The sequence below is a fragment of the Comamonas sp. MYb21 genome, from assembly GCF_037479395.1.
In the GTDB taxonomy this organism is placed as follows: Bacteria; Pseudomonadota; Gammaproteobacteria; order Burkholderiales; family Burkholderiaceae_C; genus Comamonas.
The window spans coordinates 192489-215091 of record NZ_JBBGZC010000002.1; the positions used below are offsets into that span (position 1 = coordinate 192489).

Annotated in this window: 21 protein-coding genes and 2 tRNA genes; 14 read left to right on the top strand and 9 right to left on the bottom strand. The window is 63.9% G+C overall.

What is annotated here, in order from left to right; genetic code table 11:
* From WH367_RS03780 to WH367_RS03805, 6 genes are all read right to left on the bottom strand, one after another.
* Positions 1-77 (bottom strand) — tRNA-Met (locus WH367_RS03780).
* A gap of 138 nt (positions 78-215) precedes the next feature.
* Positions 216-292: transfer RNA gene (locus tag WH367_RS03785), tRNA-Met, on the bottom strand.
* 199 nt (positions 293-491) lie between these two features.
* Complete coding sequence (locus WH367_RS03790) at positions 492-1271, bottom strand: enoyl-CoA hydratase (protein ID WP_021025456.1); 780 nt, start codon at positions 1269-1271, stop codon at positions 492-494.
* A gap of 148 nt (positions 1272-1419) precedes the next feature.
* Entirely contained in the window at positions 1420-3255 is a 1836-nt protein-coding gene (locus WH367_RS03795) for a M61 family metallopeptidase (protein WP_339534334.1), read from the bottom strand.
* 110 nt (positions 3256-3365) lie between these two features.
* Complete coding sequence (locus WH367_RS03800) at positions 3366-4079, bottom strand: DsbC family protein (protein WP_021027301.1); 714 nt, start codon at positions 4077-4079, stop codon at positions 3366-3368.
* A gap of 191 nt (positions 4080-4270) precedes the next feature.
* Entirely contained in the window at positions 4271-5428 is a 1158-nt protein-coding gene (locus WH367_RS03805; protein WP_339534336.1) for an FAD-dependent monooxygenase, read from the bottom strand.
* Between the two features lie 165 nt (positions 5429-5593).
* Here WH367_RS03805 and WH367_RS03810 point away from each other — a divergent pair, with 165 nt between their 5' ends.
* From WH367_RS03810 to WH367_RS03830, 5 genes are all read left to right on the top strand, one after another.
* Positions 5594-6475, top strand: coding sequence for an MOSC domain-containing protein (locus tag WH367_RS03810; protein WP_339534337.1), 882 nt, complete (start codon positions 5594-5596; stop codon positions 6473-6475).
* 89 nt (positions 6476-6564) lie between these two features.
* The gene (ychF, locus tag WH367_RS03815; protein WP_021027298.1) at positions 6565-7659 is read left to right on the top strand and encodes a redox-regulated ATPase YchF; all 1095 of its coding nucleotides are present in this window, start codon (positions 6565-6567) and stop codon (positions 7657-7659) included.
* A 319-nt stretch (positions 7660-7978) separates the two neighbouring features.
* Complete coding sequence (locus tag WH367_RS03820) at positions 7979-8890, top strand: NUDIX hydrolase (RefSeq protein ID WP_339534592.1); 912 nt, start codon at positions 7979-7981, stop codon at positions 8888-8890.
* A gap of 150 nt (positions 8891-9040) precedes the next feature.
* Positions 9041-9910, top strand: a complete 870-nt coding sequence (gene nadC, locus WH367_RS03825) for a carboxylating nicotinate-nucleotide diphosphorylase (protein WP_339517310.1) — start codon at positions 9041-9043, stop codon at positions 9908-9910.
* Positions 9911-9960: 50 nt separating this feature from the next.
* Positions 9961-10953 carry a tripartite tricarboxylate transporter substrate binding protein gene (locus WH367_RS03830; protein ID WP_445228064.1) on the top strand — a complete coding sequence of 331 codons (993 nt, stop codon included), beginning with the start codon at positions 9961-9963 and terminating at the stop codon, positions 10951-10953.
* A 34-nt stretch (positions 10954-10987) separates the two neighbouring features.
* On the opposite strand, the gene WH367_RS03835 is transcribed toward WH367_RS03830, so the two are convergent.
* The gene (locus tag WH367_RS03835; RefSeq protein WP_339517311.1) at positions 10988-11521 is read right to left on the bottom strand and encodes a YqaA family protein; all 534 of its coding nucleotides are present in this window, start codon (positions 11519-11521) and stop codon (positions 10988-10990) included.
* 318 nt (positions 11522-11839) lie between these two features.
* Between WH367_RS03835 and dusB the strand changes: the two genes are divergently transcribed.
* From dusB to WH367_RS03860, 5 genes are all read left to right on the top strand, one after another.
* The gene (gene dusB / locus WH367_RS03840; protein ID WP_021027293.1) at positions 11840-12913 is read left to right on the top strand and encodes a tRNA dihydrouridine synthase DusB; all 1074 of its coding nucleotides are present in this window, start codon (positions 11840-11842) and stop codon (positions 12911-12913) included.
* Positions 12910-13143: a Fis family transcriptional regulator gene (locus tag WH367_RS03845; RefSeq protein WP_021027292.1), complete on the top strand. Its 234-nt coding sequence runs from the start codon at positions 12910-12912 to the stop codon at positions 13141-13143. The genes dusB and WH367_RS03845 overlap by 4 nt, the downstream gene beginning before the upstream one ends.
* Positions 13144-13221: 78 nt before the next feature.
* A complete protein-coding gene (gene purH / locus WH367_RS03850; RefSeq protein WP_339534340.1) occupies positions 13222-14820 on the top strand; it encodes a bifunctional phosphoribosylaminoimidazolecarboxamide formyltransferase/IMP cyclohydrolase in 1599 nt (532 codons plus the stop codon).
* Between the two features lie 105 nt (positions 14821-14925).
* A complete protein-coding gene (locus WH367_RS03855; protein WP_339517314.1) occupies positions 14926-15414 on the top strand; it encodes a c-type cytochrome in 489 nt (162 codons plus the stop codon).
* Positions 15415-15560: 146 nt separating this feature from the next.
* Entirely contained in the window at positions 15561-16271 is a 711-nt protein-coding gene (locus WH367_RS03860; protein ID WP_312990270.1) for a Bax inhibitor-1/YccA family protein, read from the top strand.
* 84 nt (positions 16272-16355) lie between these two features.
* Here the strand turns inward: WH367_RS03860 and hemL are convergent, their stop codons facing one another.
* Together hemL and thiD are read right to left on the bottom strand one after the other, a co-directional pair.
* Complete coding sequence (gene hemL, locus WH367_RS03865; protein WP_312990271.1) at positions 16356-17654, bottom strand: glutamate-1-semialdehyde 2,1-aminomutase; 1299 nt, start codon at positions 17652-17654, stop codon at positions 16356-16358.
* A 118-nt stretch (positions 17655-17772) separates the two neighbouring features.
* Positions 17773-18687 (bottom strand): bifunctional hydroxymethylpyrimidine kinase/phosphomethylpyrimidine kinase, encoded by a 915-nt coding sequence (gene thiD, locus WH367_RS03870; RefSeq protein ID WP_312990272.1) that lies wholly within the window; start codon positions 18685-18687, stop codon positions 17773-17775.
* 305 nt (positions 18688-18992) lie between these two features.
* Between thiD and WH367_RS03875 the strand changes: the two genes are divergently transcribed.
* From WH367_RS03875 to WH367_RS03890, 4 genes are read left to right on the top strand one after another with little or no spacing between them, the layout of a single operon-like run.
* On the top strand, positions 18993-19379 hold the full coding sequence (locus tag WH367_RS03875) for a response regulator (protein WP_021027286.1): 387 nt from the start codon (positions 18993-18995) through the stop codon (positions 19377-19379).
* A 9-nt stretch (positions 19380-19388) separates the two neighbouring features.
* Positions 19389-19754 carry a response regulator gene (locus WH367_RS03880; RefSeq protein ID WP_021027285.1) on the top strand — a complete coding sequence of 122 codons (366 nt, stop codon included), beginning with the start codon at positions 19389-19391 and terminating at the stop codon, positions 19752-19754.
* 3 nt (positions 19755-19757) lie between these two features.
* Positions 19758-20285 carry a chemotaxis protein CheW gene (locus WH367_RS03885; RefSeq protein WP_021027284.1) on the top strand — a complete coding sequence of 176 codons (528 nt, stop codon included), beginning with the start codon at positions 19758-19760 and terminating at the stop codon, positions 20283-20285.
* Positions 20286-20323: 38 nt separating this feature from the next.
* Complete coding sequence (locus WH367_RS03890) at positions 20324-22591, top strand: methyl-accepting chemotaxis protein (protein ID WP_021027283.1); 2268 nt, start codon at positions 20324-20326, stop codon at positions 22589-22591.
* Positions 22592-22603: the final 12 nt, after the last annotated feature.

The window sequence follows — 22603 nt, forward strand, 5'->3', positions numbered from 1 at the left end:
TGGTGGTCGTAGTGGGACTTGAACCTACGACATCAGCATTATGAATGCTGCGCTCTAACCAACTGAGCTATACGACCGACGAGCTCCATTGTAGGGGCGGATGGCTGCGAAGCCGCGCGCTGGCCGCGACTTTTTCGGCACGACTTGCAGCCATCAAAACGGATGCGCCAAAGAGAAAAGCCGCAGTGATCATGCAATCACTGCGGCTTGAAACCTGGTGGTCGTAGTGGGACTTGAACCTACGACATCAGCATTATGAATGCTGCGCTCTAACCAACTGAGCTATACGACCGGCAGAACGAAATTATATACCGAAAATTTGGGCCGGCGATCAATGTCGCCAGGTTTTGTCAAAATTGGGCCATTTGGCGTGGCGGGCGCCGGCCGTGCCTGTACTGGCCGTGCCTGTACTGGCCGTGCCTGTACTGGCCGTGCCTGTACCGGCCGTGCCTGTACCCATTGGCCTGGCGCCAACGGCACCGCTACGCCGATCAGCTGTTGCTGAACTGGGCCGGGCGCTTGTTGACGAACGCGTCCATGCCTTCCTTCTGGTCATTGGTCGCGAACAGCGCGTGGAACAGGCGGCGCTCGAACATCACGCCATCGTTGAGGCTGCCCTCGAACGCGCGGTTCACCGATTCCTTGGCGGCCATCACGGCCAGCTGCGAGAAGCCGCTGATGATGATGGCCGCGCCCAGCGCTTCTTCCATCAGCTTATCCACCGGCACCACGCGGCTGACCAGGCTGGCACGCTCGGCCTCGTCGGCGTTCATCATGCGGCCGGTGAGGGCCAGGTCCATGGCCTTGGCCTTGCCCACGGCGCGGGGCAGGCGCTGCGTGCCGCCGGCGCCGGGGATGACGCCCAGCTTGATCTCGGGCTGGCCAAAGCGGGCGTTGTCGGCGGCGATGATGAAGTCGCACATCATGGCCAGCTCGCAGCCGCCACCCAGTGCGTAGCCGCTGACGGCGGCAATGACGGGTTTGCGGATGCTGCGGATCGCTTCCCAGTTGCGGGTGATGTAGTCGCCGCCATAGGCATCGGCAAAGCTGTACTTGGCCATGGCGCCAATGTCGGCACCTGCGGCAAAGGCTTTTTCGCTGCCGGTGATGATCATGCAGCCAATGTTCTTGTCGGCGTCAAAGGCCTTGAGCGCCTCCCCCAGCTCATTCATCAGCTGGTCGTTCAGCGCGTTCAGCGCCTTGGGGCGGTTGAGCGTGATGATGCCCACCTTTTCGGCTTCGACGCGCACTTCGATCATTTCATAGGCCACGGTCTATCTCCTTGGGTTTGTGGGGCAGCAGCGGCCTGCTGGCGCCCGCATGGTCGACAGGCATCCTACACCAAGCGGGCTGTTGCGGCGCAGCAGCCTGCGCAAGATGGCGCTTTTTGGGTGCAGGTGGGCGCGCCGCTATCGGCGATCAGCGCCCGTCCAGCCAGAGATTGACCAGATTCACATCGGTGACAGCCAAGGTGACGGTATCGCTCTGGCTGGCAGTTTTTGGGGGCTTCTTGCGGCCTTTGCCCGGGGAGCTGGCGGCGCGGGCCGGCAAGGCCAGCGGCAGGCGCAGCAGGCGTTTGTCGCGGGCCACCAGGGCCAGCACCTGCTGGGCATCCCCGGCGTACAGCGGCAGGTCGTCCAGCTTGTGCAGGCGCCAGCCAATGCTGTCGGTGCTGGCCTGCAGCGGCTCGATGCCCAGCCATTCGTCACCGGCCATCATGCCCGCGGCCTCGGCCGCGCCACCGCGCAGCACCACCTTGATGCTGATGCCTGCAGCGCCTTCGGCCACCCGCAGGCCCAGCTGCTGGGCGATCTGGGGCTTGTCGGGCTGGCAGTCCACGCCATGGGCCTGGAGCAGGGCGGCCACGGGCAGATCGAGCTTGCCATGCACCCAGGCGCTGATGTCGGCGGCCCAGCTGCGGCCCGTCAGCTCATGCAGCACATCGAGCAGGTCCTGCTCGCGCATGGGGCCGGCCTTGCAGCGCCGGTACAGTGCCCGCATCACCACGTCCAGCCCGCTGTGGCCTGCGCGGCGCAGGCTCAGGTCCAGGCACAGCGCCACCAGCGAGCCCTTGGTGTAGTAGCTGACGGTGGCGTTGGGCGTGTTCTCGTCCTGGCGGTAGTACTTGACCCAGGCGTCATAGCTCGATTCGGCCACGCTTTGCAGATGGCGGCCCGGCGTCTGCAGCACCTGGTTCAAGGTCTTGTTCAGCAGCTTGAGGTACTGGCTGTTGTCCAGCAGGCCGGCGCGGCGCAGGACCAGGTCGTCGTAGTAGCTGGTAAAGCCCTCGAAGAACCACAGCAGCTCGGTGTAGTTCTCGCGCTCGTAGTCGTAGCTGGCCAGCTCCATCGGGCGCAGGCGCTTGACGTTCCAGGTGTGGAAATACTCGTGGCTGATCAGGCCCAGCAAGGTGATGTAGCCGCTGCTGGCCTGGGCCTCGCCCTTGCGGGGCAGGTCGCGCCGGCTGCAGATCAGGGCGGTGGAGTTCTTGTGCTCCAGGCCGCCGTAGTTGTCGTCCATGGCGTTGAGCATGAACACATAGCGCTCGAAGGGCGGCTTGCCACGGGGGTGCCAGAGCCGGATTTCGGTCTCGCAGATCTTTTGCGTATCGGCAATGAGGCGTGCGCCATCAAAGCTGGGCGGTGCGCCGGCCACCACAAAGCGGTGCGCCACGCCATGGGCGCTGAACTCGGCGCTCCAGAACGGCCCCATCTCCACCGGGCAGTCCACCAGCTCGTCGTAGCTGCTGGCATGGTAGCGGCCAAAGCCCTGGGGGTTGGTCTGCGCGGCCAAGAGGCCGGTAGCCACCTGCCAGTGGGGCTGCTGGGCCGGCGGCTCGATGTGCAGCACCTGCAGCAAGGCCTCGCTGCCATGCACACGCAAAAATACGCTGGTGCCGTTGAAGAAGCCGCGCTGGCTGTCGAGCCAGGCGGTGCGCACCGAGCTGTCGTAGGCGCAGATCTGGTAGCTCAGGGTGACGGGTTCCGCTGCGCTGCAGTCCACCACCCAGGTGTTCTTGTTCTGCTGCTGGATATCGACCAGCTGCCCGTTCTGGCTGGCGCCGAGGCCCTGCAGCGATTTGGAGAACTCGCGCACCAGGTAGCTGCCAGGGATCCAGACCGGCAGCGACACGGTCTGCATCGCCTTGGGCCGGGGGATGTTGAGCACGACCTGGTAGAGGTGGGCATGCAGATCGATGGGCGTGATGGTGTACTGGATGGCGTGCGGTGCCAGGGCGGGTGCGCTTTTGGTCATAGCCTGCAAGCGTAGCCCCAATTGCATGGTCGCGTGCCGACCCAGGAATTCAACGGACGCAAAAAAGGCCCCGAAGGGCCTGATGGGATGCGGGCAGCAAGCTGCCAGGCTTACTTGACGGCCTTGAGGCGTTTTTCCAGGTCATCCGAGCCGATCGCGCCGGGAACGCGCGAGCCATCGGCAAAGAAGATCGTTGGCGTGCCGGTGATCTTGTACTTGCGGCCAAATTCCATGTTGCGCTGCAGCGCGGTCACGTCGCAGCTCGATGCGGCGGCGGGGGCATCGGTGCCCTTGAGCATGTGGCTGGCCCATTCCTTGGCCGGGTCCTTGGCGCACCAGATATTGCGCGACTTCTCGACCGAGTCGGGGCTCAGGATCGGGTAGAGGAAGGTGTAGACCGTCACGTCCTTGACGTTTTGCAGGTCTTTCTCGAAGCGCTTGCAGTAGCCGCAGTTGGGGTCTTCAAAGACGGCAATTTTGCGCGAGCCATTGCCCTTGACGGTCTTGATCGCGTCCTTCAGGTTCAGGCTGTTGAAGTCCACCGCCGTCAGCTTGTTCATGCGGTCTTCGGTCAGGTTGCGGTGCGCCTGGGTGTCGATCAGCTCGCCCTGGATCAGGTAGTTGCCCTTGGCATCGCTGTAGAAAAGATCGGTGCCCACGCGCACTTCATAGAGGCCCTGCATCGGTGTGGCGCTGACTTCGTCAATCTTTTGCAGCTGAGGGATACGCTCTGCCAGCGCCTTGCGGATCGCGTCTTCTTGCGCACTGGCAGAGAAACTGGCCGCGATGGCAGCACTGGCCAATACGGTAGAGAGAATTCGCATGAGAAACCTTTTTGAATCTTGATGGTGAAAGCCTGCGCGCTGGAGAGACCCCAACGCAGGGAAAGCCGCTTGGCGGTGCACCGCTGTCCGTCTGGGCAGGAACTGCGCCTGAACGCTAAACCCCCGTCAATATGAACATTTTGGTACCGCAAGCGGCTTTTGGCCGAACGACGGTTTGTACCAGATGGGCGCTAAAAGTTCACTCCCATGGCCTGACGGGTGACCCAGGATTTCAGCGGGCCGCTGCTCTCAAAGCCGCGCATGCCCCAGTTTCTCAGGCTCTGCAACGGTGTCTCTGGCCTGGTAAACAATTGTTGAATGCTGTCCATCGCCAAGCCGATGGGGGCCAGGCGCGCCTTGCGTTCGCGCTCATAGCGGCGCAGCAGGCGCAGGTCCGACAGGCGGCGCCAGCGCGCATCTTCGCTGGTCAGCAAACGGGCCAGTGCGGCGATATCGGCCATGCCCAGGTTCAGGCCCTGGCCGGCCAGCGGATGCACGGCATGGGCGCTGTCGCCGGCCAGCACCCAGCTTTGGGCCCGGGCGGTATCTTGCAGGGCGCTCCCCGGCATCGGGCCACACCACTGGCGCGCGACCGACTGCTGCAACGGCCAGGCGGCGCGCTCGGCGCAAACCGTCAACTGGCCCAGCATGCCCTGGCTGGCCGATTCCAGCGCCATCGCCAGGCCTGCATCGTCCAGCGCCTTGACGCCTTCGACCTGGCTGACCGGCAGCGACCAGACCACGGCCACCTCATGGCCGTCCGGGCCGCCCAGCGGCAAAAAGGCCAGAATGTCGCCAGCGGCCGAAAACCACTGGCGCGCGGCCTGGCCATGGGGGCGCTCGCAGCGCAGGCGGGTGGCAACAGCCGTCTGGTGGTAGGGGATGGTGGCGAACTCCACGCCAAATTCTTCGCGGGTGCGGCTGTGCTTGCCTTCGCAGACCACCGTCAGCGCGGCATCGACCGGGCTGCCTACCGTCTCGACCATCGGCTGGTAGCGCACGGCGGCGGCCAGTTGCGCTTCCAGCGCGGGCACATCGACGATCCAGTTCAGCGCCTCGGTATGCTGCTGCGCCGCATCAAAATGCACCTCGCCGCCCAGGTCGCCATAGACATCCATGCGGGTCACCGGGGTGGCGTACTGCGATTCGGGCCAGCTGCGCACCGACTGCAGCACCTCGCGCGAGAGCTGGTTGAGCGCATAGGCGCGCACATCGCCGTGGCCGCTGTTGCTGGGCGCAGGCGCCGTGTCCACCAGCGCCACGCGCATGCGCTCGCGCGCCAGCAACAATGCCAAGCTGCGGCCCACAATGCCCGCGCCACGGATACAAACGTCGAATTCAGAAGCCATAAGCGATCTATTGTAGTGGGGCACCGTGGCAGTGCAGCGCGCAGGTACGACTTGCCGCAGGGGGCTGGCCACCGTTGGGCGCTCAGCAGGGTGTCCCCAGATGCAAGGCGGCTATTTACTCGTTACAGTGTGGTTTGCCCAGAATCAACCCAGGCGCAGAGCAGCATGGCAAATAGCGATTTTTTTGATGTCACCGGCCATATTGGCCAATTGTGGGTTTTTCCCATCAAATCCTGTGCCGGCATCGCCGTGCAAAGCGCACGCCTGTTGGCCACGGGCCTGGAGCATGACCGGGCCTTCATGCTCGTCGATGGCCGGGGCGAATTCATCTCGCAGCGCGAAATCGCCCGCATGGTGCTGGTACAGCCGGCCATTGCCGATGGCGTGATGACGGTCACGGCCCCGGGCATGGACCCGCTCCAGGTGGACATGGCCTTCAGCGGCCCCGAGCGCGCGGTGCGCGTCTGGGATGACCGGGTGACGGGCCTGCAGGCGCCCGATGCGGTCAATGCCTGGTTCAGCGCGTTCCTGCAGACCGAGTGCTATCTGGTACGCATGGCGCCCCAGGCGCTGCGCCTGGCGAGCAAGAAGTGGACGGGCGGGGCCGATGCGCCCACGCAGTTTGCCGATGGCTTTCCGGTGCTGGTCGTCAGCCAGGCCTCCGTCAATGAGCTCAATGAGCGCCTGCGCCAGGCGGGTGAAGTGCCGGTGGTGGCTGAGCGCTTTCGCGCCAATATCATCGTCGAGGGTTTCCAATCGCATGACGAAGACCGCATCGAGAGCCTGTCGGTGCAGCAGGGCGGCGCCGGCAGCCAGCAATGGGCCGATCTGCCCCTCGTCAAGCCCTGCGCGCGCTGCCCCATCCCCGATATCGACCCGGCCACCGCCGCCAGCGGTACCAGCGTGACCGACACTTTGCAGACCTACCGCCACGATGAGCGCCTGGATGGCGCCGTGACCTTTGGCATGAACGCCTATGTGCCAGCGGGCACGGGCGGGGTGCTGCGGGTGGGTGATGCTGTCGGCGGCGCCCTGCAGTTTGACTGAGGCCCCCCGTTAATACGCCTGGATTCGCGATTGCCATGCAGTCGGCTTAAAATACCGGGTTTGTCCGAAAGAATAGAGAAAGCACTGCCATGAGCCTCAAATGCGGCATCGTCGGTTTGCCCAATGTTGGCAAGTCCACCCTTTTTAATGCGTTGACCAAGGCAGGGATTGCCGCCGAAAACTATCCTTTCTGCACGATCGAACCCAATACCGGCGTGGTGGAAGTGCCTGATCCGCGTCTGGACCAGCTGTCCAAGATCGTCGAGCCCGAGCGCGTGGTTCCGGCCATCGTCGAGTTTGTCGACATCGCCGGCCTGGTGGCAGGCGCCTCCAAGGGCGAAGGCCTGGGCAACCAGTTCCTGGCCCATATCCGCGAAACCGACGCCATCGTCAACGTGGTGCGCTGCTTCGAAGACCCCAACGTGATCCACGTGGCCAACAAGGTGGACCCGATCGCCGATATCGAAGTCATCCAGACCGAACTCTGCCTGGCCGACTTGGCCACCGTGGAAAAGGCGCTGAACCGCTACAGCAAGGCGGCGAAGTCGGGCAATGACAAGGAAGCCGCCAAGCTGGTCTCGCTGCTGACCCCCATCCAGGCCGTGCTCGACGAGGGCAAGCCTGCCCGCATCGTGCCCGTGTCCAAGGAAGACGCGCCGCTGCTCAAGCAGTTCTGCCTGATCACCGCCAAGCCAGCGATGTTTGTCGGCAATGTCAGCGAAGACGGTTTTGAGAACAACCCGCTGCTCGACAGCCTCAAGGCCTATGCCCAAGCGCAAGGCGCGCCCGTGGTCGCCATCTGCGCCAAGATCGAGGCAGAAATGTCCGAGATGGGCGACGAAGACCGCGACATGTTCCTGCAGGAAATGGGCCTGGAAGAGCCTGGCCTCAACCGCCTGATCCGCGCCGGCTTTACCCTGCTGGGTCTGCAAACCTACTTCACCGCCGGTGTGAAGGAAGTGCGCGCCTGGACAGTGCCCGTGGGCGCCACCGCACCCCAGGCCGCTGGCGTCATCCACGGCGACTTCGAGCGCGGCTTTATCCGCGCCCAGACCATCGCCTTTGACGACTACATCCAGTACAAGGGTGAGCAAGGCGCCAAGGAAGCGGGCAAGATGCGCGCCGAAGGCAAGGAATACATCGTCAAGGATGGCGATGTGCTGAACTTCCTCTTCAACGTCTGACCGTTTCGGCGACGACACTGCCTGCGCGCACTCGCTGCGTGCTGGCGAACCCCACGAGCCCGCTGCTTTGTCAGCGGGTTTTTTCATGGCGCCTTGCGGTCATGCGCATGTGGCAGCGGGATGGCAGAGCAGCGCGGCAAGCCGTTATAAGATAGCCGCTGCTTGCCAGACTGTGGCCCCGTTGGCGGTCGCTGCAGGCGCAGCCCCGTCCATCGATTCTTGAAAGCCCCCTTTGGTGACCCCACCTGCCGCCAACACACTAGCCACTGCTGCGCCCGCGCCCCTTGCGCAAAGCGCCGCCGAGCGCGAGCAGCATTCGGTGCAGGCCGATCTGGTGGCGGTGCTGGTGGCGGTGACGGGCGGGCAGCCGCGCATATTGACCACGCAGGCGGGCGAGACGCTGCCAGCGGGGCCTTTCACCGCCAACCACCGCTCGCTGCAGGCCAGCCTGCGCGCCTGGGTGGAGACCCAGACCCACCACCCGCTGGGCTTTGTCGAGCAGCTCTACACCTTTGCCGACCGCGACCGCTCGCAGGAGCTGGGTATGCGGGCCATCTCCATCAGCTACCTGGCATTGACGCGCGAGCTGGACGATGCCGGCCAGGCCCAGCCGGGCTGGCAGGACTGGTACCGCTATTTCCCCTGGGAGGACTGGCGCAGTGGCGCGCCGGCGATGCTGGGCCAGCGCATTGCACCCGCCTTGCAGGCCTGGAGTGAGCAGGCGGCGGAGAAGGCAGCGGCCAGCGCGAGATGGGAGCGGGCCTGTGTGAGCTTTGGCCTCGACGGCAACGACTGGAACGAAGAGCTGGTGCTGCAGCGCTACGAGCTGCTGTTTGAAGCGGGCCTCGTGGCTGAGGCCTGGCGCGATGGCATGGCGGCCCCCCAAGGCCAGACCTTGCTGGGCATGGCGATGCGCAATGACCACCGCCGCATTCTGGCCACCGGCATGGCGCGGCTGCGGGCCAAGATCAAGTACCGCCCGGTGGTGTTCGAGCTGATGGCCGACAGTTTCTCGTTGCTGCAGCTGCAGCAGACCGTGGAGGCACTGGCCGGGCGCAGCCTGCACAAGCAGAACTTTCGCCGCCTGATCGAGCAGCAGGCGCTGGTGGAAGAGACCGGCGAGATCAGCAGCCAGGGCGCAGGCCGCCCTGCCAAGCTGTTTCGCTTTCGCCGCAATGTGCTGGTGGAGCGGGCAGTGGCGGGCAACAAGCTGCCGCTGGCACGCGGCTGACCACCCCAATTTCTCTATGAAAGCCTGATCGCAGGTGACAGGCCATCAGGGGTCAGCGCTTGACAGTATTTATGCTCAGATTTAGCATAAATCCCCGTGCGACTGCTACAAGGCTGGTGCGCCCCTTTTTTTACTCTACAAATACTCAAAATGAGCATTAATCAAACCGCTGCGCTGCCCGTTCCTCCTTTGCCCGATGTGATGCTGGAGCCGCTGGTGCGCATGGCGCTGCTCGAAGACCTGGGCCGCGCCGGCGACCTGACGACCGACACCATCGTGCCAGCAGATGCCAGGGACAGCCTGCGCCTGGTGGCGCGGCAAGCGGGCGTGCTGGCAGGGCTGGATCTGGCGCGGCTGGCCTTTCATCTGCTCGACAGCGGTCTCGTGTTTGAGCCGCTGTGCGGTGATGGCACGGTGCTGGCGCCGGGCATGGAGATCGCCCGCATCCACGGCAAGAGCCGGGCGATCCTGACGGCGGAGCGCACGGCGCTGAACTACCTCTGCCATTTGAGCGGTGTGGCCAGCGCCACCTATTCGATCGCCCAGGCGATCCAGCCCTATGGCACGCGGGTGACCTGCACGCGCAAGACCATGCCGGGCCTGCGTGCGCTGCAAAAGTACGCCGTGCGCGTGGGCGGCGGCAGCAACCACCGCTTTGGACTGGATGACGCCGTGCTGATCAAGGACAACCATATTGCGCTGGCTGGCGATGTGGCCACCGCCGTGGGCCGCGCCCGGGCGGGCGTCGGCCATATGGTCAAGATCGAGCTCGAGGTGGACACGCTCGCGCAGCTTGATGCGGCATTGCAGCTCGGGGTGGACGTGGTGCTGCTGGACAACATGGACCTGGAGACCCTGCGCACGGCGGTGGCCATGTGCCGGGGCAAGGCCGTCACCGAGGCCTCGGGCCGCATCACGCCCGAGACGGCGCCCCAGGTGGCCGCCACCGGGGTGGACCAGATTGCAGTGGGCTGGCTCACGCACAGCGCCAAGGTGCTCGATATTGGCCTGGATGCCTGAGCCGGCCCTGTTTCCCCGAACACCTGGCATAACCTGGAAGGAGGCCTGTGATGCCCCGAGTTTTCCAACGCTTTTCCTGGTGGTGGGTCGCCAGCGCCACTGTGGCCTGCATTGCAGCTGGCCTGTGGCTGGGCGGCAGCAGCATGGCCGCCGCCCGCTTTGACAAGCCCATCACCATCGTCGTGACCTTTCCGCCCGGCGGTGGCACCGACCTGCTCGCGCGCAAACTGGGCGCCGCCTTGCAGCAGCGCAGCGGCCAGACCGTGGTGGTGGAAAACCGCCCCGGGGCCAGCGGCAATATTGGCGCGCGCCATGTGGCGCAGGCCCCGGGCGATGGCAGCAGCTGGCTGATGGTGAACAGCTCGTTCGCGATCAACCCGGCCGTCTACCGCCAGCTGGATTTTGACCCACGCCAGGACTTCAAGGCCGTGTTCAATGTGGGCACGATCGCCTCGGTGCTGGTGGTGCCGCAGGCCAGCGCGCTGCACAACCTGGCCGATGTGCGCGCTTCGGCGCAGCGGCTGCAGCTGCCCTTTGCCTCTTGCGGCAATGGCACGCCACAGCACTTGGCCGGCGAGATGCTGGCCCAGGCCGCACAGCTGCATTTGCAGCATGTGCCCTACAAGGGCTGCGGGCCGGCCATTACCGCCGTGGCCGCTGGCCAGGTCGCCATGGGCATGGTCACCGCCAGCAGCGCTGCGCCGCTGATCGATGCCGGCCGCGTGCGCGCCATTGCCATCACCGCGCCCCAGCGCCTGGCGCAGTGGCCGCAGGTCGCCACCGTGGCCGAGCAAGGTGCAGCCGGTTTCAGCGTGGAGCAGTGGCATGGTCTGTTGGCGCCTGCCGCTACCAGCGATGCCGTCGTGCAGCACATGCATGCGGAGCTGGCGCTGATTCTGGCCGAACCTGCGATGCAGCAGTGGCTGCGCGACCAGGGCTACACGCCGGTGCAGCAGAGTGCGGCTGAGTTTGGCCGGGTGATTGCCAGCGACATCGACCGCTATGCGGCCGTGGCGCAGCAGCTGGGCCTGCGGGTGGATTAGTGCGGCAGAGGTGGGCACCAGCCTCAGCGCGACTTCACGAAGGCCAGAAATGCAAAATGGTGGCGGTCATCACCAGGTAGCGCAAGAACTTGCCCACCGCCATATAGAACACGCAGGGCCAGAATGGCAGGCGCAGCCAGCCGGCCACGGCGCAGAGCGGATCACCGACGATGGGCAGCCAACTGAGCAGGCAGGCCTTGGCACCAAACTTGCGCAACCAGATGCGGGCCATGCGCTGGTGGCGGCTTTGCTTGTTGGGTGGCGCAGGGGGCTGGCTGGGGTCGGTGGGGTCAAGCCCAACCTTACGCAGGCTGCGGGCCTTGTACCAGGCGGTGCGGGCCAGCGCGCCGGTCCACCAGCTGATGGCGCCGCCCAGGGTGTTGCCGGCGGTAGCCACCAAGATGGCCTGCCAGAACAGATCGGGGTTGAGGTGTAGCAGGCCGGCCACAGCGGGCTCGGAGCCGAGCGGCAGCAAGGTGGCCGAGATCAGGGCCACGATAAAGACCGTGCTGAGCCCGAACTGCGGCAGGGCCAGCCATGTCAGCAACTGTTGAATCCAAGCTTCCATGGCTGCCAGTGTAGCGGCTGGGGGCCGCCCGCCAGCGGCGCTGCGGGCTGCGGCCGTGTCAGCCAAGAGGCCGAAAAATGCCATCTGGACAAGCGCTTGCGGCCGAGGCGCTGGAGCGCTCACTGCGGCTGCCAAGCGCGCCTTTGGGGCGTCTCTGGGGCGTCGCCAGCGGGCACCCCATCGCCCATTTTTTGGGCATTCCCAAATGTCAAGCGGGTAGATTGGATGTTTGCTACTTTTTTAAGCAGTACAATCTGCCCCTTCCCCTCACCACAACAACCAGCACTTCGGTGGCGAAGTGCTCGCTTTTTGCATTCCATGTCCGTTCGCATCGGTCCCTATACTCTGGCCAACAACGTGTTTGTGGCGCCCATGGCGGGCGTGACGGACCGGCCTTTTCGCCAGCTGTGCAAGGCGCTGGGGGCGGGGTATGCGGTCAGCGAGATGGTGACCAGCCGCAAGGACCTGTGGGACAGCCTCAAGACCAGCCGCCGCGCCAACCATGCTGGCGAGCCCGGCCCGATCTCCGTGCAGATCGCAGGCACCGACGCGCCGATGATGGCCGAGGCGGCGGTCTACAACATCGAGCGCGGCGCGCAGATCATCGACATCAACATGGGTTGCCCGGCCAAGAAGGTCTGCAACAAATGGGCAGGTTCTGCGCTGATGCAAAACGAGCCGCTGGCCGTCGAGATTGCTGCAGCCGTGGTGGAGGCTGCTGCCCCCCATGGCGTGCCGGTGACCTTGAAGATGCGCACCGGCTGGAGCGATGACCACAAGAATGCCGTGCAGCTGGCGCGCCAGTTCGAGCAGGCGGGCATCCAGATGCTTACCGTGCATGGCCGCACGCGCGAGCAGGGCTACCGGGGCCTGGCCGAGTACGACACGATCCGCGCCGTCAAGCAGGCGGTGTCGGTGCCGGTGGTTGCCAATGGCGATATCACCAGCCCGGCCAAGGCACGCGATGTGCTGGCCTTCACTGGTGCGGACGCGGTGATGGTGGGACGGGCGGCCCAGGGCCGCCCCTGGATTTTTCGCGAGATCGTGCATTTTCTGCAGACCGGCGAGCTGCTCGCGCCCCCCTTGGTGGCCGAGCTGCGCCGCCATCTGCTCGAGCACCTGCAGGACCACTATGCGCTGTACGGCGAGAGCACGGGCGTGCGCTCGGCGCGCAAGCACATTGCCTGGTATGTGCGCGATCTGCCGGGGGGCGATGCGTTTCGGCGCGAGATGAATGTGATTGACAACAGTGCGGCGCAATGGCAGGCCGTAGCCGATTACCTGTTAGCCCTGGGGCAACAGATGGACCGGCTGCCTGGCATGGCACCAGCACCAGAGGCCAGCGGGAGTGCGATGGCCCAAGCAACAACAATGAGTGATGACTTTGTATGAGTAAGACGACGATTGAGCAGTCCGTGCGGGACAGCCTGCAGACCTATTTTCAGGATCTGGAAGGCGAGGTGCCGGACCGCGTGTACGAGATGGTGGTGCGCATGGTGGAGCGCCCGATGCTGGAGGTGGTGATGAACCACGCCGACAACAACCAGTCACGGGCCGCCGAGTGGCTGGGCCTGAACCGCAACACGCTGCGCAAGAAGCTGGTCGAGCACAAGATGCTCTGACCCGCGCCCTGATTTCAGTGCTGCTTGCGCCCGCTGCGCATGCGGCACAAGCCTGTTTCTATCTTTGAAGTGATTGACATGAAAGCCCTGATTTCCGTTTCCGACAAAACCGGTATTGTCGAGTTTGCCCAGGCCCTGCATGCGCTGGGCGTGCAGCTGCTGTCCACCGGTGGCACCGCCAAGCTGCTGGCCGACCAGGGCCTGCCCGTGACCGAGGTGGCCGAGGTCACCCGCTTCCCCGAGATGCTCGATGGCCGCGTCAAGACCCTGCACCCCATGGTGCACGGCGGCCTGCTGGCCCGCCGCGACCTGCCCGAGCACATGGCTGCGCTGAAGGAACACGGCATCGAGACCATCGACCTGCTGGTGGTGAACCTCTACCCCTTCGAGGCGACCGTCGCCAAGGTTGGCTGCACCCTGGCCGATGCCATCGAGAACATCGACATTGGTGGCCCGGCGATGGTGCGCTCCGCTGCCAAGAACTGGAAGGATGTGGGCGTGATCACCGCCGCCGACCAGTACGACGCCGTGCTCGCCGAGCTGAAGGCCGGTGGCAAGCTGAGCAACCAACTGCGCTTTGCACTGTCGGTGGCCGCATTCAACCGCATCAGCCAGTACGACGGCGCGATCAGCAACTACCTGTCGTCGGTTACCTTCGAAGACGAGAAGCTGTCGGAAGAATACGTGCCCGAGCGCGCTGCCTTCCCCGGCCAGAGCAACAGCCAGTTCATCAAGATCCAGGACCTGCGCTATGGTGAAAACAGCCACCAGCAAGCGGCCTGGTACCGCGATCTGTACCCCGCACCCGGCTCGCTGGCCACGGGCGTGCAGCTGCAAGGCAAGGAGCTGAGCTACAACAACATCGCCGATGCCGATGCTGCCTGGGAATGCGTCAAGAGCTTCGAGGTGCCGGCCTGCGTGATCGTCAAGCACGCCAACCCCTGCGGCGTGGCCGTGGGTGCCGATGCATTTGAAGCCTACTCCAAGGCCTTCCAGACCGACCCGACCAGCGCTTTTGGCGGCATCATCGCCTTCAACCGCGCAGTCGACAAGGCTGCGGCCGAGGCCGTGTCCAAGCAGTTCGTCGAAGTGCTGATGGCCCCTGAGTTCAGCGCCGAGGCGCTGGAGATCTTCAAGTCCAAGGTCAATGTGCGCCTGATGAAGATTGCACTGCCCGCTGGCGGCAACAGCGACTGGGAGCAGGGCCGCAACGCCATTGAATCCAAGCGCGTGGGCTCGGGCATCCTGCTGCAATCGGCCGACAACCACGAGCTGCAACTGGCGGATCTGAAGGTGGTGACCGTCAAGCAGCCCACCCCGCAAGAACTGCAGGACCTGCTGTTTGCCTGGAAGGTGGCCAAGTTCGTCAAGTCCAATGCCATCGTGTTCTGCAAGAACGGCATGACCATGGGCGTGGGCGCGGGCCAGATGTCGCGCCTGGATTCGGCCCGTATCGCGTCGATCAAGGCGGAAGCGGCCAAGCTGTCGCTGCAGAACACCGTTGTGGCGTCCGATGCCTTCTTCCCGTTCCGTGACGGCCTGGATGTGGTGGTCGATGCCGGCGCCACCTGCGTGGCCCAGCCTGGTGGCTCGATGCGCGACCAGGAAGTGATCGATGCCGCCAATGAGCGCGGCGTGGCCATGGTGTTCACCGGCGTGCGCCACTTCCGCCATTGATGGCACAGGCGGCGCCTGCCAAGGCGCTGCCGCTTTTCACCCAGGGCCGCGAACCTGCGCGTTCGCCGGCCCGTTTCCAGCGCTGGCCCCCGGGCCGATTCCAGCATGAGCGATTCGCAGCACCCCGACCCCGCCCCCAACCCCGATGAGGACAACGAAGCGCCACGCCGTTCGCGCTGGCTCGGTGTGCTGATCGTCGCATTTGCGCTGGTGGTGGGCCTGGGCATGTTCAATATCGGGCGGCTGATCATCCGCCCCAAGCCCGAGGTGACGGCCGCTGATCGCCTGATCGAGGCCAGCCCCCAGCTGCAAAAGGGGCGTGAGCTGGTCACCCGCAGCAGCGACTGCATGCGCTGCCACACGATGGAGCTCGATGTGGTGGGCCCCGGCTTTCGCAACATCGCCAAGCGCTATGCGGGCCGCGACGATGCCGTGCCCTACCTGGCCGGCAAGATCCGCGAAGGCAGCGTGGGCGAATGGGGCCGCATTGTGATGCCGCGCCACCCGCAGGTCACGCAGGAGCAGGCCGAGCTGATGGCCGGCTGGCTGATGGCGCTCAGCCCCGCCAAGACCCCGGCTGCCAGCCCGCCTTGATGGCCTGCTGCAGCGATGCTCTGGAGCCCGCTTCCACGCGGGCTTTTTTGTGCCCGGTGGCAATGCCCGTAGGCAGGGCCTGGAAAGGCCCAGCTTTGTAAAGCAAATCTGCGATACTGCTCCGACATAGACCTGAAGGAGGACGCATGAACTTTCCCGAATACGCCGGACACGGCGGTGGCCTGGCCGAGGCAAACAGCCGTGGCCAATTCATCAAGGCGGCTTACAGCCATCTGGCCGTAGCCATCTTGGCTTTTGCCGTGCTGTCGTTTGGCCTCTACGCCAGCGGCGCATCGTTTGCGATGCTCAAGATGCTGGGTGTCAGCAAATGGGGCTGGCTCGCGGTGATGGGCGCCTTCATGGTGGTGGGCTGGCTCGCCACCAACGCGGCGGACAATTCGGAAAGCACCGGCGTGCAGTACCTGGCGCTGGGCGGCTTTGTGTTTGCCGAGTCGCTCATTTTCGCGCCGATGCTGGCGATGGCCAGCATCATTGCCCCCGGCTCCATCCAGGCGGCATCGGTTGCCACGCTGGCACTGGTCGCAGGCCTGACCTTCACGGCCTTCACCAGCAAGAAGGACTTCTCCTTCCTGGGCGGCTTCCTGAAGATCGGCGGCCTGGTGGCCATCGGTATCATCCTGGCCGGCGTCGTGTTCGGCTTCAAGCTGGGCATCTGGTTCTCCGGCGCGATGGTGCTGTTTGCCGGCGCTTGCGTGCTGTATGACACCTCGCAGATCATGCGCCACTACCCTGCAGACCGCCCCGCTGGCGCGGCCCTGCACCTGTTCGCATCGGTGGCCCTGCTGTTCTGGTATGTGCTGCGCCTGATCATGCAACTGGGTGGCAGCGACGACTGATCGCCTGCGACAGACCACAAAAAACCTCGGCATGCCGAGGTTTTTTATGCCCGCCAGAAGCGCTGGCGGAGGAGGGGGCGTGGCTTACAAGGTCTTGAAGACTTCGCGGGCCGCTTCGATCGTGGCCTGGATGTCGGCATCGGTATGCGCGCTGCTGACAAAGCCGGCCTCGTACAGCGCTGGCGCAAAGTAGTGGCCGCGCGCGAGCATGCCATGGAAGAACTTGTTGAACAGCGGCTTGTCGCTCTTCATCACCGCCTCGTAGTGGCTGGGCAGCTCGGGCAGCAGGAAGAAGCCGAACAGGCCGCCCTGGTGGTCCACACTGAAGGGCACGCCGGCGGCATCGGCCTCGGCCTTGAGGCCGGCCATCAGCTGGCCGGTCTTGGCATGCAGCGCTTCATGGAAGCCCGGCTGGCTGATCAGCGCCAGCGTCTGCAGGCCACAGGCGGTGGCAATGGGGTTGCCCGACAGGGTGCCGGCCTGGTAGACCGGGCCCAGCGGCGAGAGCTTTTCCATGATCTCGCGGCGCGCGCCAAAGGCGGCCATCGGCATGCCGCCGCCAATCACCTTGCCCAGCACGGTGATGTCGGGCTTGAAGCCGGGGATCTGCTGCGCATACAGGCTTTGCGCGCTGCCCAGGGCCACACGAAAGCCGGTCATCACCTCGTCGTAGATAAGCAGCGCGCCGTGTTCCTTGGTCAGCTCGCTGATGCGGCGGGTAAAGGCAGTGCTGGCGCGCACAAAGTTCATGTTGCCGGCAATGGGCTCCATGATCACGCAGGCGATCTGGCCGTCGTACTTGGCAAAGGCTTCTTCGAGCTGGGCAATGTCGTTGTATTCGAGCACGATGGTGTCCTGCACCACATGGCTGGGCACGCCTGCCGAAGACGAAGCGCCAAAGGTGGCCAGGCCCGAGCCGGCCTTGACCAGCAGCGCATCGGCGTGGCCGTGGTAGCAGCCGTTGAACTTGATGATCTTGTTGCGGCCGGTAAAGCCGCGCGCCAGGCGGATCGCGCTCATGCCCGCTTCGGTGCCGGAGCTGACCAGGCGCACCATGTCCATCGACGGCATCAGCTTCAAGATGGCTTCGGACAGCGCGATCTCGCGCTCGGTCGGCGCGCCGAAGGAGAAGCCTTCGAGCAGCGCGGCCTGCACGGCGCTCAGCACCTGCGGATGGCCATGGCCCAGAATCATCGGGCCCCAGGAGCCGATGTAGTCCACATACTGCTTGTCATTGGCATCAAACAGGTGCGCGCCCTGGGCGCGGGCAATGAAGGCCGGCGTGCCGCCCACCGCATTGAAGGCCCGCACGGGCGAGTTCACGCCACCGGGGATCACCTGGCGGGCACGTTCAAACAACTGGGCGTTTTTATCGATCGTCATAAGGGGCTCACATCTACACTGGCCTTGGATTGTCGGCCAAGCGGGCGCTTGGGGCTGTCAATCCGGTATTCACTGCACTGGAATGCGCAGGCTTTTGAACCGATTCTTTGAACAGGTTTTAGAGCGGGCGGGTATCGATACCGCCACCCTCATCGCCCGCTTCGCTCTCGTCTTCGTCTTCATCATCGGCATGCACCCAGAACAATCGGTCGGGCACGGTCTTGCCCATGCCGGGGCGCAGGCCGCCTTCGAGGCATTTGTCCAGGTAGGTCATCGCTTCGGCGGTGGCGTCGCTCAGGGGCACCTCGGTGGCCAGCAAGGCCGTGAGGGCGGCGCTCAGGGTGTCGCCCGCGCCGATGAATTCGGTCTCGAACAGCTCGAACTCGCCGCTGCCATAGATGGTGTCGGCCGAGGCAAGCACGTTTTCCACATGCTGGTCAGGCGTGGGAATGCCGGTCACCAGCACAAAGGGCACGCCGTGGTCGGCCGCTGCCTTGGCCAGGTCGCGGGGGCTGGGGCGGTGCTCGGAGGTGCGCTCGGGCAGCAGCCAGCGCCACAGCAGCCCATAAGCCCCGACCAGCACGGTCACCTGGGGCAGCAGCAGCTCCTGGTAGGCGTCCAGGTAGTCGTCGATCAGCTCGCTGTCCCACCAGGCCATGCCGGCGACATAGGCTACCACCGGCACATCTGGGTAGTCGTTGGTTACTTCTGCACACACGCGTACATTTTCAATCGAGCCCAGAAAGCCCAGTTTGATCGCGCGGATCGGAATGTCCTGTAACACCGTCTGCGCCTGTTGTTGTACCGCATCATCGGATAGCGGGTAAAAGTCGATGGTGTCGAGGGTGTCACGGATCAGGGCACCGGTCACCACGGTGCAAGGGTGCCCGCCCATCGAGGCCACGGCCAGCGCATCGGCATTGGTGCCGCCTGCGCCACTGGGGTCGTTGGCATTGATGCACAGGATACTGGCGGTATCGATGGTGGCTGCCAATGTGCTCTCACTGGGGCTGGATTCTGGCTGGTTTGTCAAGGAGGATGTCATAGGTCAACGAGATAGGGCACATTGGTACGGGAATCACCGTTAAATCTGTGTTGAAAAGCTACAATCGTTGCATTCTATGTAAAGCCTCTGTAAGCTTTTCAAAATTAGGAGCAGGGACGACGGGTGCAGTGTACGCGCTGTGGTGCAAAATGCATCTCCAGCACATGCGGATTCGTCGAAAGAAAAATTGCCATAGGGCGTATGTGTTCAATGCAAACGGGTGGGAGGGGCTTTGTCAGCCTTGGCTGCCGCGTGCATTCACATTTCATGACATGCAATGAGGAGGGTGGCCGGTGACAGTTTCCGCAGACAACTTCAAGGTATTGGTGGTCGACGATAGCAATACCATTCGCAGAAGTGCTGAGATTTTTCTGAAGCAGGGCGGCTACGAGGTGCTGCTTGCCGAAGACGGCTTCGACGCCCTCTCCAAAATCAACGATTTCAAGCCGGACATGGTGTTTTGCGACATCCTGATGCCAAAACTGGACGGCTACCAAACCTGCGCCATCGTCAAGCGCAATGATGCTTTTGCATCGACACCCGTGGTCATGTTGTCGTCCAAGGACGGCGTCTTTGACAAGGCCCGGGGACGAATGGTGGGGTGTGAAGACTACCTCACCAAGCCATTTACCAAAGATCAATTACTGGAAACCGTCGGACGTTTCGTTGCCGAGCGTTAAGGAGGGGTCGTGCCTATTCAAAAAGTTCTTATCGTTGATGACTCAAAAACTGAATTGATGTTTTTGAGCGATCTGCTTGTTCGCCAGGGTATGGTGGTGCGCACTGCGCAAAACTCGGACGAGGCGATGCTGCGCCTGTCGGAAGACCGCCCTGACCTGATTCTGATGGACGTGGTGATGCCCGGACAGAACGGCTTTCAGCTGACCCGTCTGATCACCCGCAGCCCCGAGTATGCGGATATCCCGATCATCATGTGCACCAGCAAGAACCAGGAAACCGACCGGGTCTGGGGCATGCGCCAGGGCGCGCGTGGCTATGTGACCAAGCCGGTGGATCCGGCCGAGCTCAAGGCCAAGATCGAGGCACTGGGATAAGGCATGGCACAGCGCGAAGACTTGCGAGAGCTGCAAACCCGGCTGGCCGATCGTTTGAGCCAGGCACGCAACCAGACCGCAGTAGGTGCCTCGTGGTTGGCCGTCAAGATCAGTGGCAAGAACTTTCTGCTGCCTTTGAGCCAGTCTGGCGAAGTGCTGGGCTGGAGCGGGGTGGAGCCTGTACCCTACACCAAACCCTGGATGCTTGGCGTGACCAGCATCCGGGGTATTTTGTTGACGGTGGTGGATTTGGCCCGCATGTTGGGCCTGCCCGTCGCGCGCAGTGAGCAGGTGTTTGCCGGGGCCTCGGTGGTCGCGCTCAACCCCATGATGGGCGTCAATGCCGCACTGTTTGTCGAGCAGCTCGAAGGCTTGCGCGGCAGCAATGATTTCTCGCAATCCAAAGACAAACCGGCCGATGCGCCGGAATTTTTTGGTGCGCTCTACCTATCCGCCAATGGCGAGCAGTGGCAGGAACTCAACCTGCAGCTGCTGGCCAATGCGCCCGATTTTCTCGATATCACGGTTTAGTGCGGGGCTTCCGCGGCTTCATCCTTTTCGGTATTTGTATGTTCAACAAACTATTCAAACGTAAAGAAGACGTGGCAGACCCAGGTGTCAGCATCTTCCCAGATGGTGACCAGGTGATGCTCTCCGAAGGTTCGACCGGCGACGGCCTGCCGCCCGCCAAGACGGCGGCAAGCGCCTCGGGCGCTGCGGTGCAGGACGATTACATGGCCCAGCTGGTCGAAGGCGATACCGCCAGCGAAGACCTGGTGACCTTGCCCATCCTGGGCGCTGCTCCGGCTGCCAAGCACCAGAAGACCTTGCTGACCATCGTGGTCGTCGGTCTGGTGGTGTTCTTTGGCCTGGCGGTGTGGGCGATTTTGCAGTCGCGCACCACCGGTGGCCAGCTGGCCGCGACCGGCCAGGCCCTGACCCAGTCGCAGCGTCTGGCCAAATCGGTGGGCCAGGCCGTCAACGGTAACGAGCAGGCCTTTGTCGAAGTGGCAGAAGCCTCGTCGATTCTGAAAAAGAACATCGACGGCCTGAACATGGGCTCGGACGACCCGGCCATCAAGGCGCTGGGCAGCTCCTACGCCGAGGTGCTGGCACCGCTGGTGGAAGCCTCGGACCGCACCGCCAGCAAGAGCGATGCGGTGGTCAAGCAAAAGGCCTCGCTGGTCGCGATGAACAAGGACTTGCAGGCTATTCACAAGAACACCCAGACCCTGCTGGAGCTGAGCGAGGCGGTGGTGAGCCTGAAGCTGCAGCAAGCGGCACCGACCGCTGAAATTGCCGCCGCCAGCCAGCTGGCCATGCTGACCCAGCGTATCGGCAAGTCGGCCAACGACTTCCAAAGCGCCTCGGGTGCGAACGCCGAAGCGGTGTTCCTGCTGGGCAAGGACTTGAACACCTTCAAGGAAATCGTTGCCGGTCTGCTCAATGGCAGCGCCGAGCTGCGCCTGAGCCCTGCCCGTGACGGCGCCGTGCGCGACAAGCTGCTGGAGCTGTCGGCCCAGTACGACATCACCCTGAAGGACGGCTCCTCGGTGCTGAGCAACCTCAAGGGCATCTCGGAGGCCCGTGAGGCCGAAGTCTCGATCCAGTCGGCCAGCGATCCGCTGCGCAAGGGCCTGGAAGTGCTGCAGGCTGACCTGAACAGCTGGTCCGACCGCGTCTGGCTGTACCTGGTGGGCATTGTGCTGGCCGCCTTGCTGGTGGGCCTGGGTGTCTGGGGCCTGGTGCGTCTGCAGCTGGCAGACAGCTTGAACCGCCGCCGCTCTGCCGAATCGCTGCAGCAAGAAGCCACGCGCCAGGAGCAGGAGGCCAAGCGCCTCAACGACGCCAACCAGGCCGCTATTTTGCGCCTGATGAACGAGTTGCAGTCCGTCGCTGAAGGGGATCTGACCCAGGAAGCGACCGTGACCGAGGACATCACCGGCGCGATTGCCGACTCGGTGAACTACACGGTGGAAGAGCTGCGCATGCTGGTGGGCAGCGTGCAGAACACGGCGACCCGCGTGGCGCAAACCACGTCGACGGTGGATTCCACCTCGACCGAACTGCTGGCCGCCTCGACCGAGCAGCTGCGCGAGATTCGCGAAACCGGCAAGTCCATTCTGGACATGGCAACCCGTATTAACCTCGTGTCCTCGCAGGCGCAGGAATCGGCCTCGGTGGCGCGCAAGTCGCTGATGGCTGCCGAGTCCGGTCTGCAGGCCGTGGAAAATGCGATCGGTGGTATGAACTCCATCCGTGACCAGATCCAGGACACCTCCAAGCGTATCAAGCGCCTGGGCGAGTCCTCGCAGGAGATTGGTGAAATTACCGACCTGATCTCGGACATTACCGAACAGACCAACGTGCTGGCGTTGAACGCGGCCATTCAGGCGGCGTCCGCTGGTGAAGCCGGTCGCGGCTTCTCGGTGGTGGCCGAAGAAGTGCAGCGCCTGGCTGAACGTTCTGCCGATGCGACGCGCCAGATCTCGGTGCTGGTGAAGGCGATTCAGACCGACACCCAGGACGCGGTGGCCGCTATGGAACGCTCGACCCAGGGTGTGGTGGAAGGGGCCCGTCTGTCAGACAGCGCCGGTACGGCACTGGCGGAGATTGACCGTGTGTCGCGTGAGCTGGCAGATCTGATTCAACAGATTTCGCGTTCCGCGTCCGATGAAGCCGTTCAGGCCAATGATGTGGCGGAGAATATCCAGCATATTTTTGCGGTGACGGAGCAGACCAGTGATGGCACCCGTACCACGGCGCAGCAGGTGCGTGAGCTGTCGCAAATGGCCGAGGAACTGCGCCAGTCGGTGTCTCGGTTCAAGATTGCCTGACCCCATGCCTGC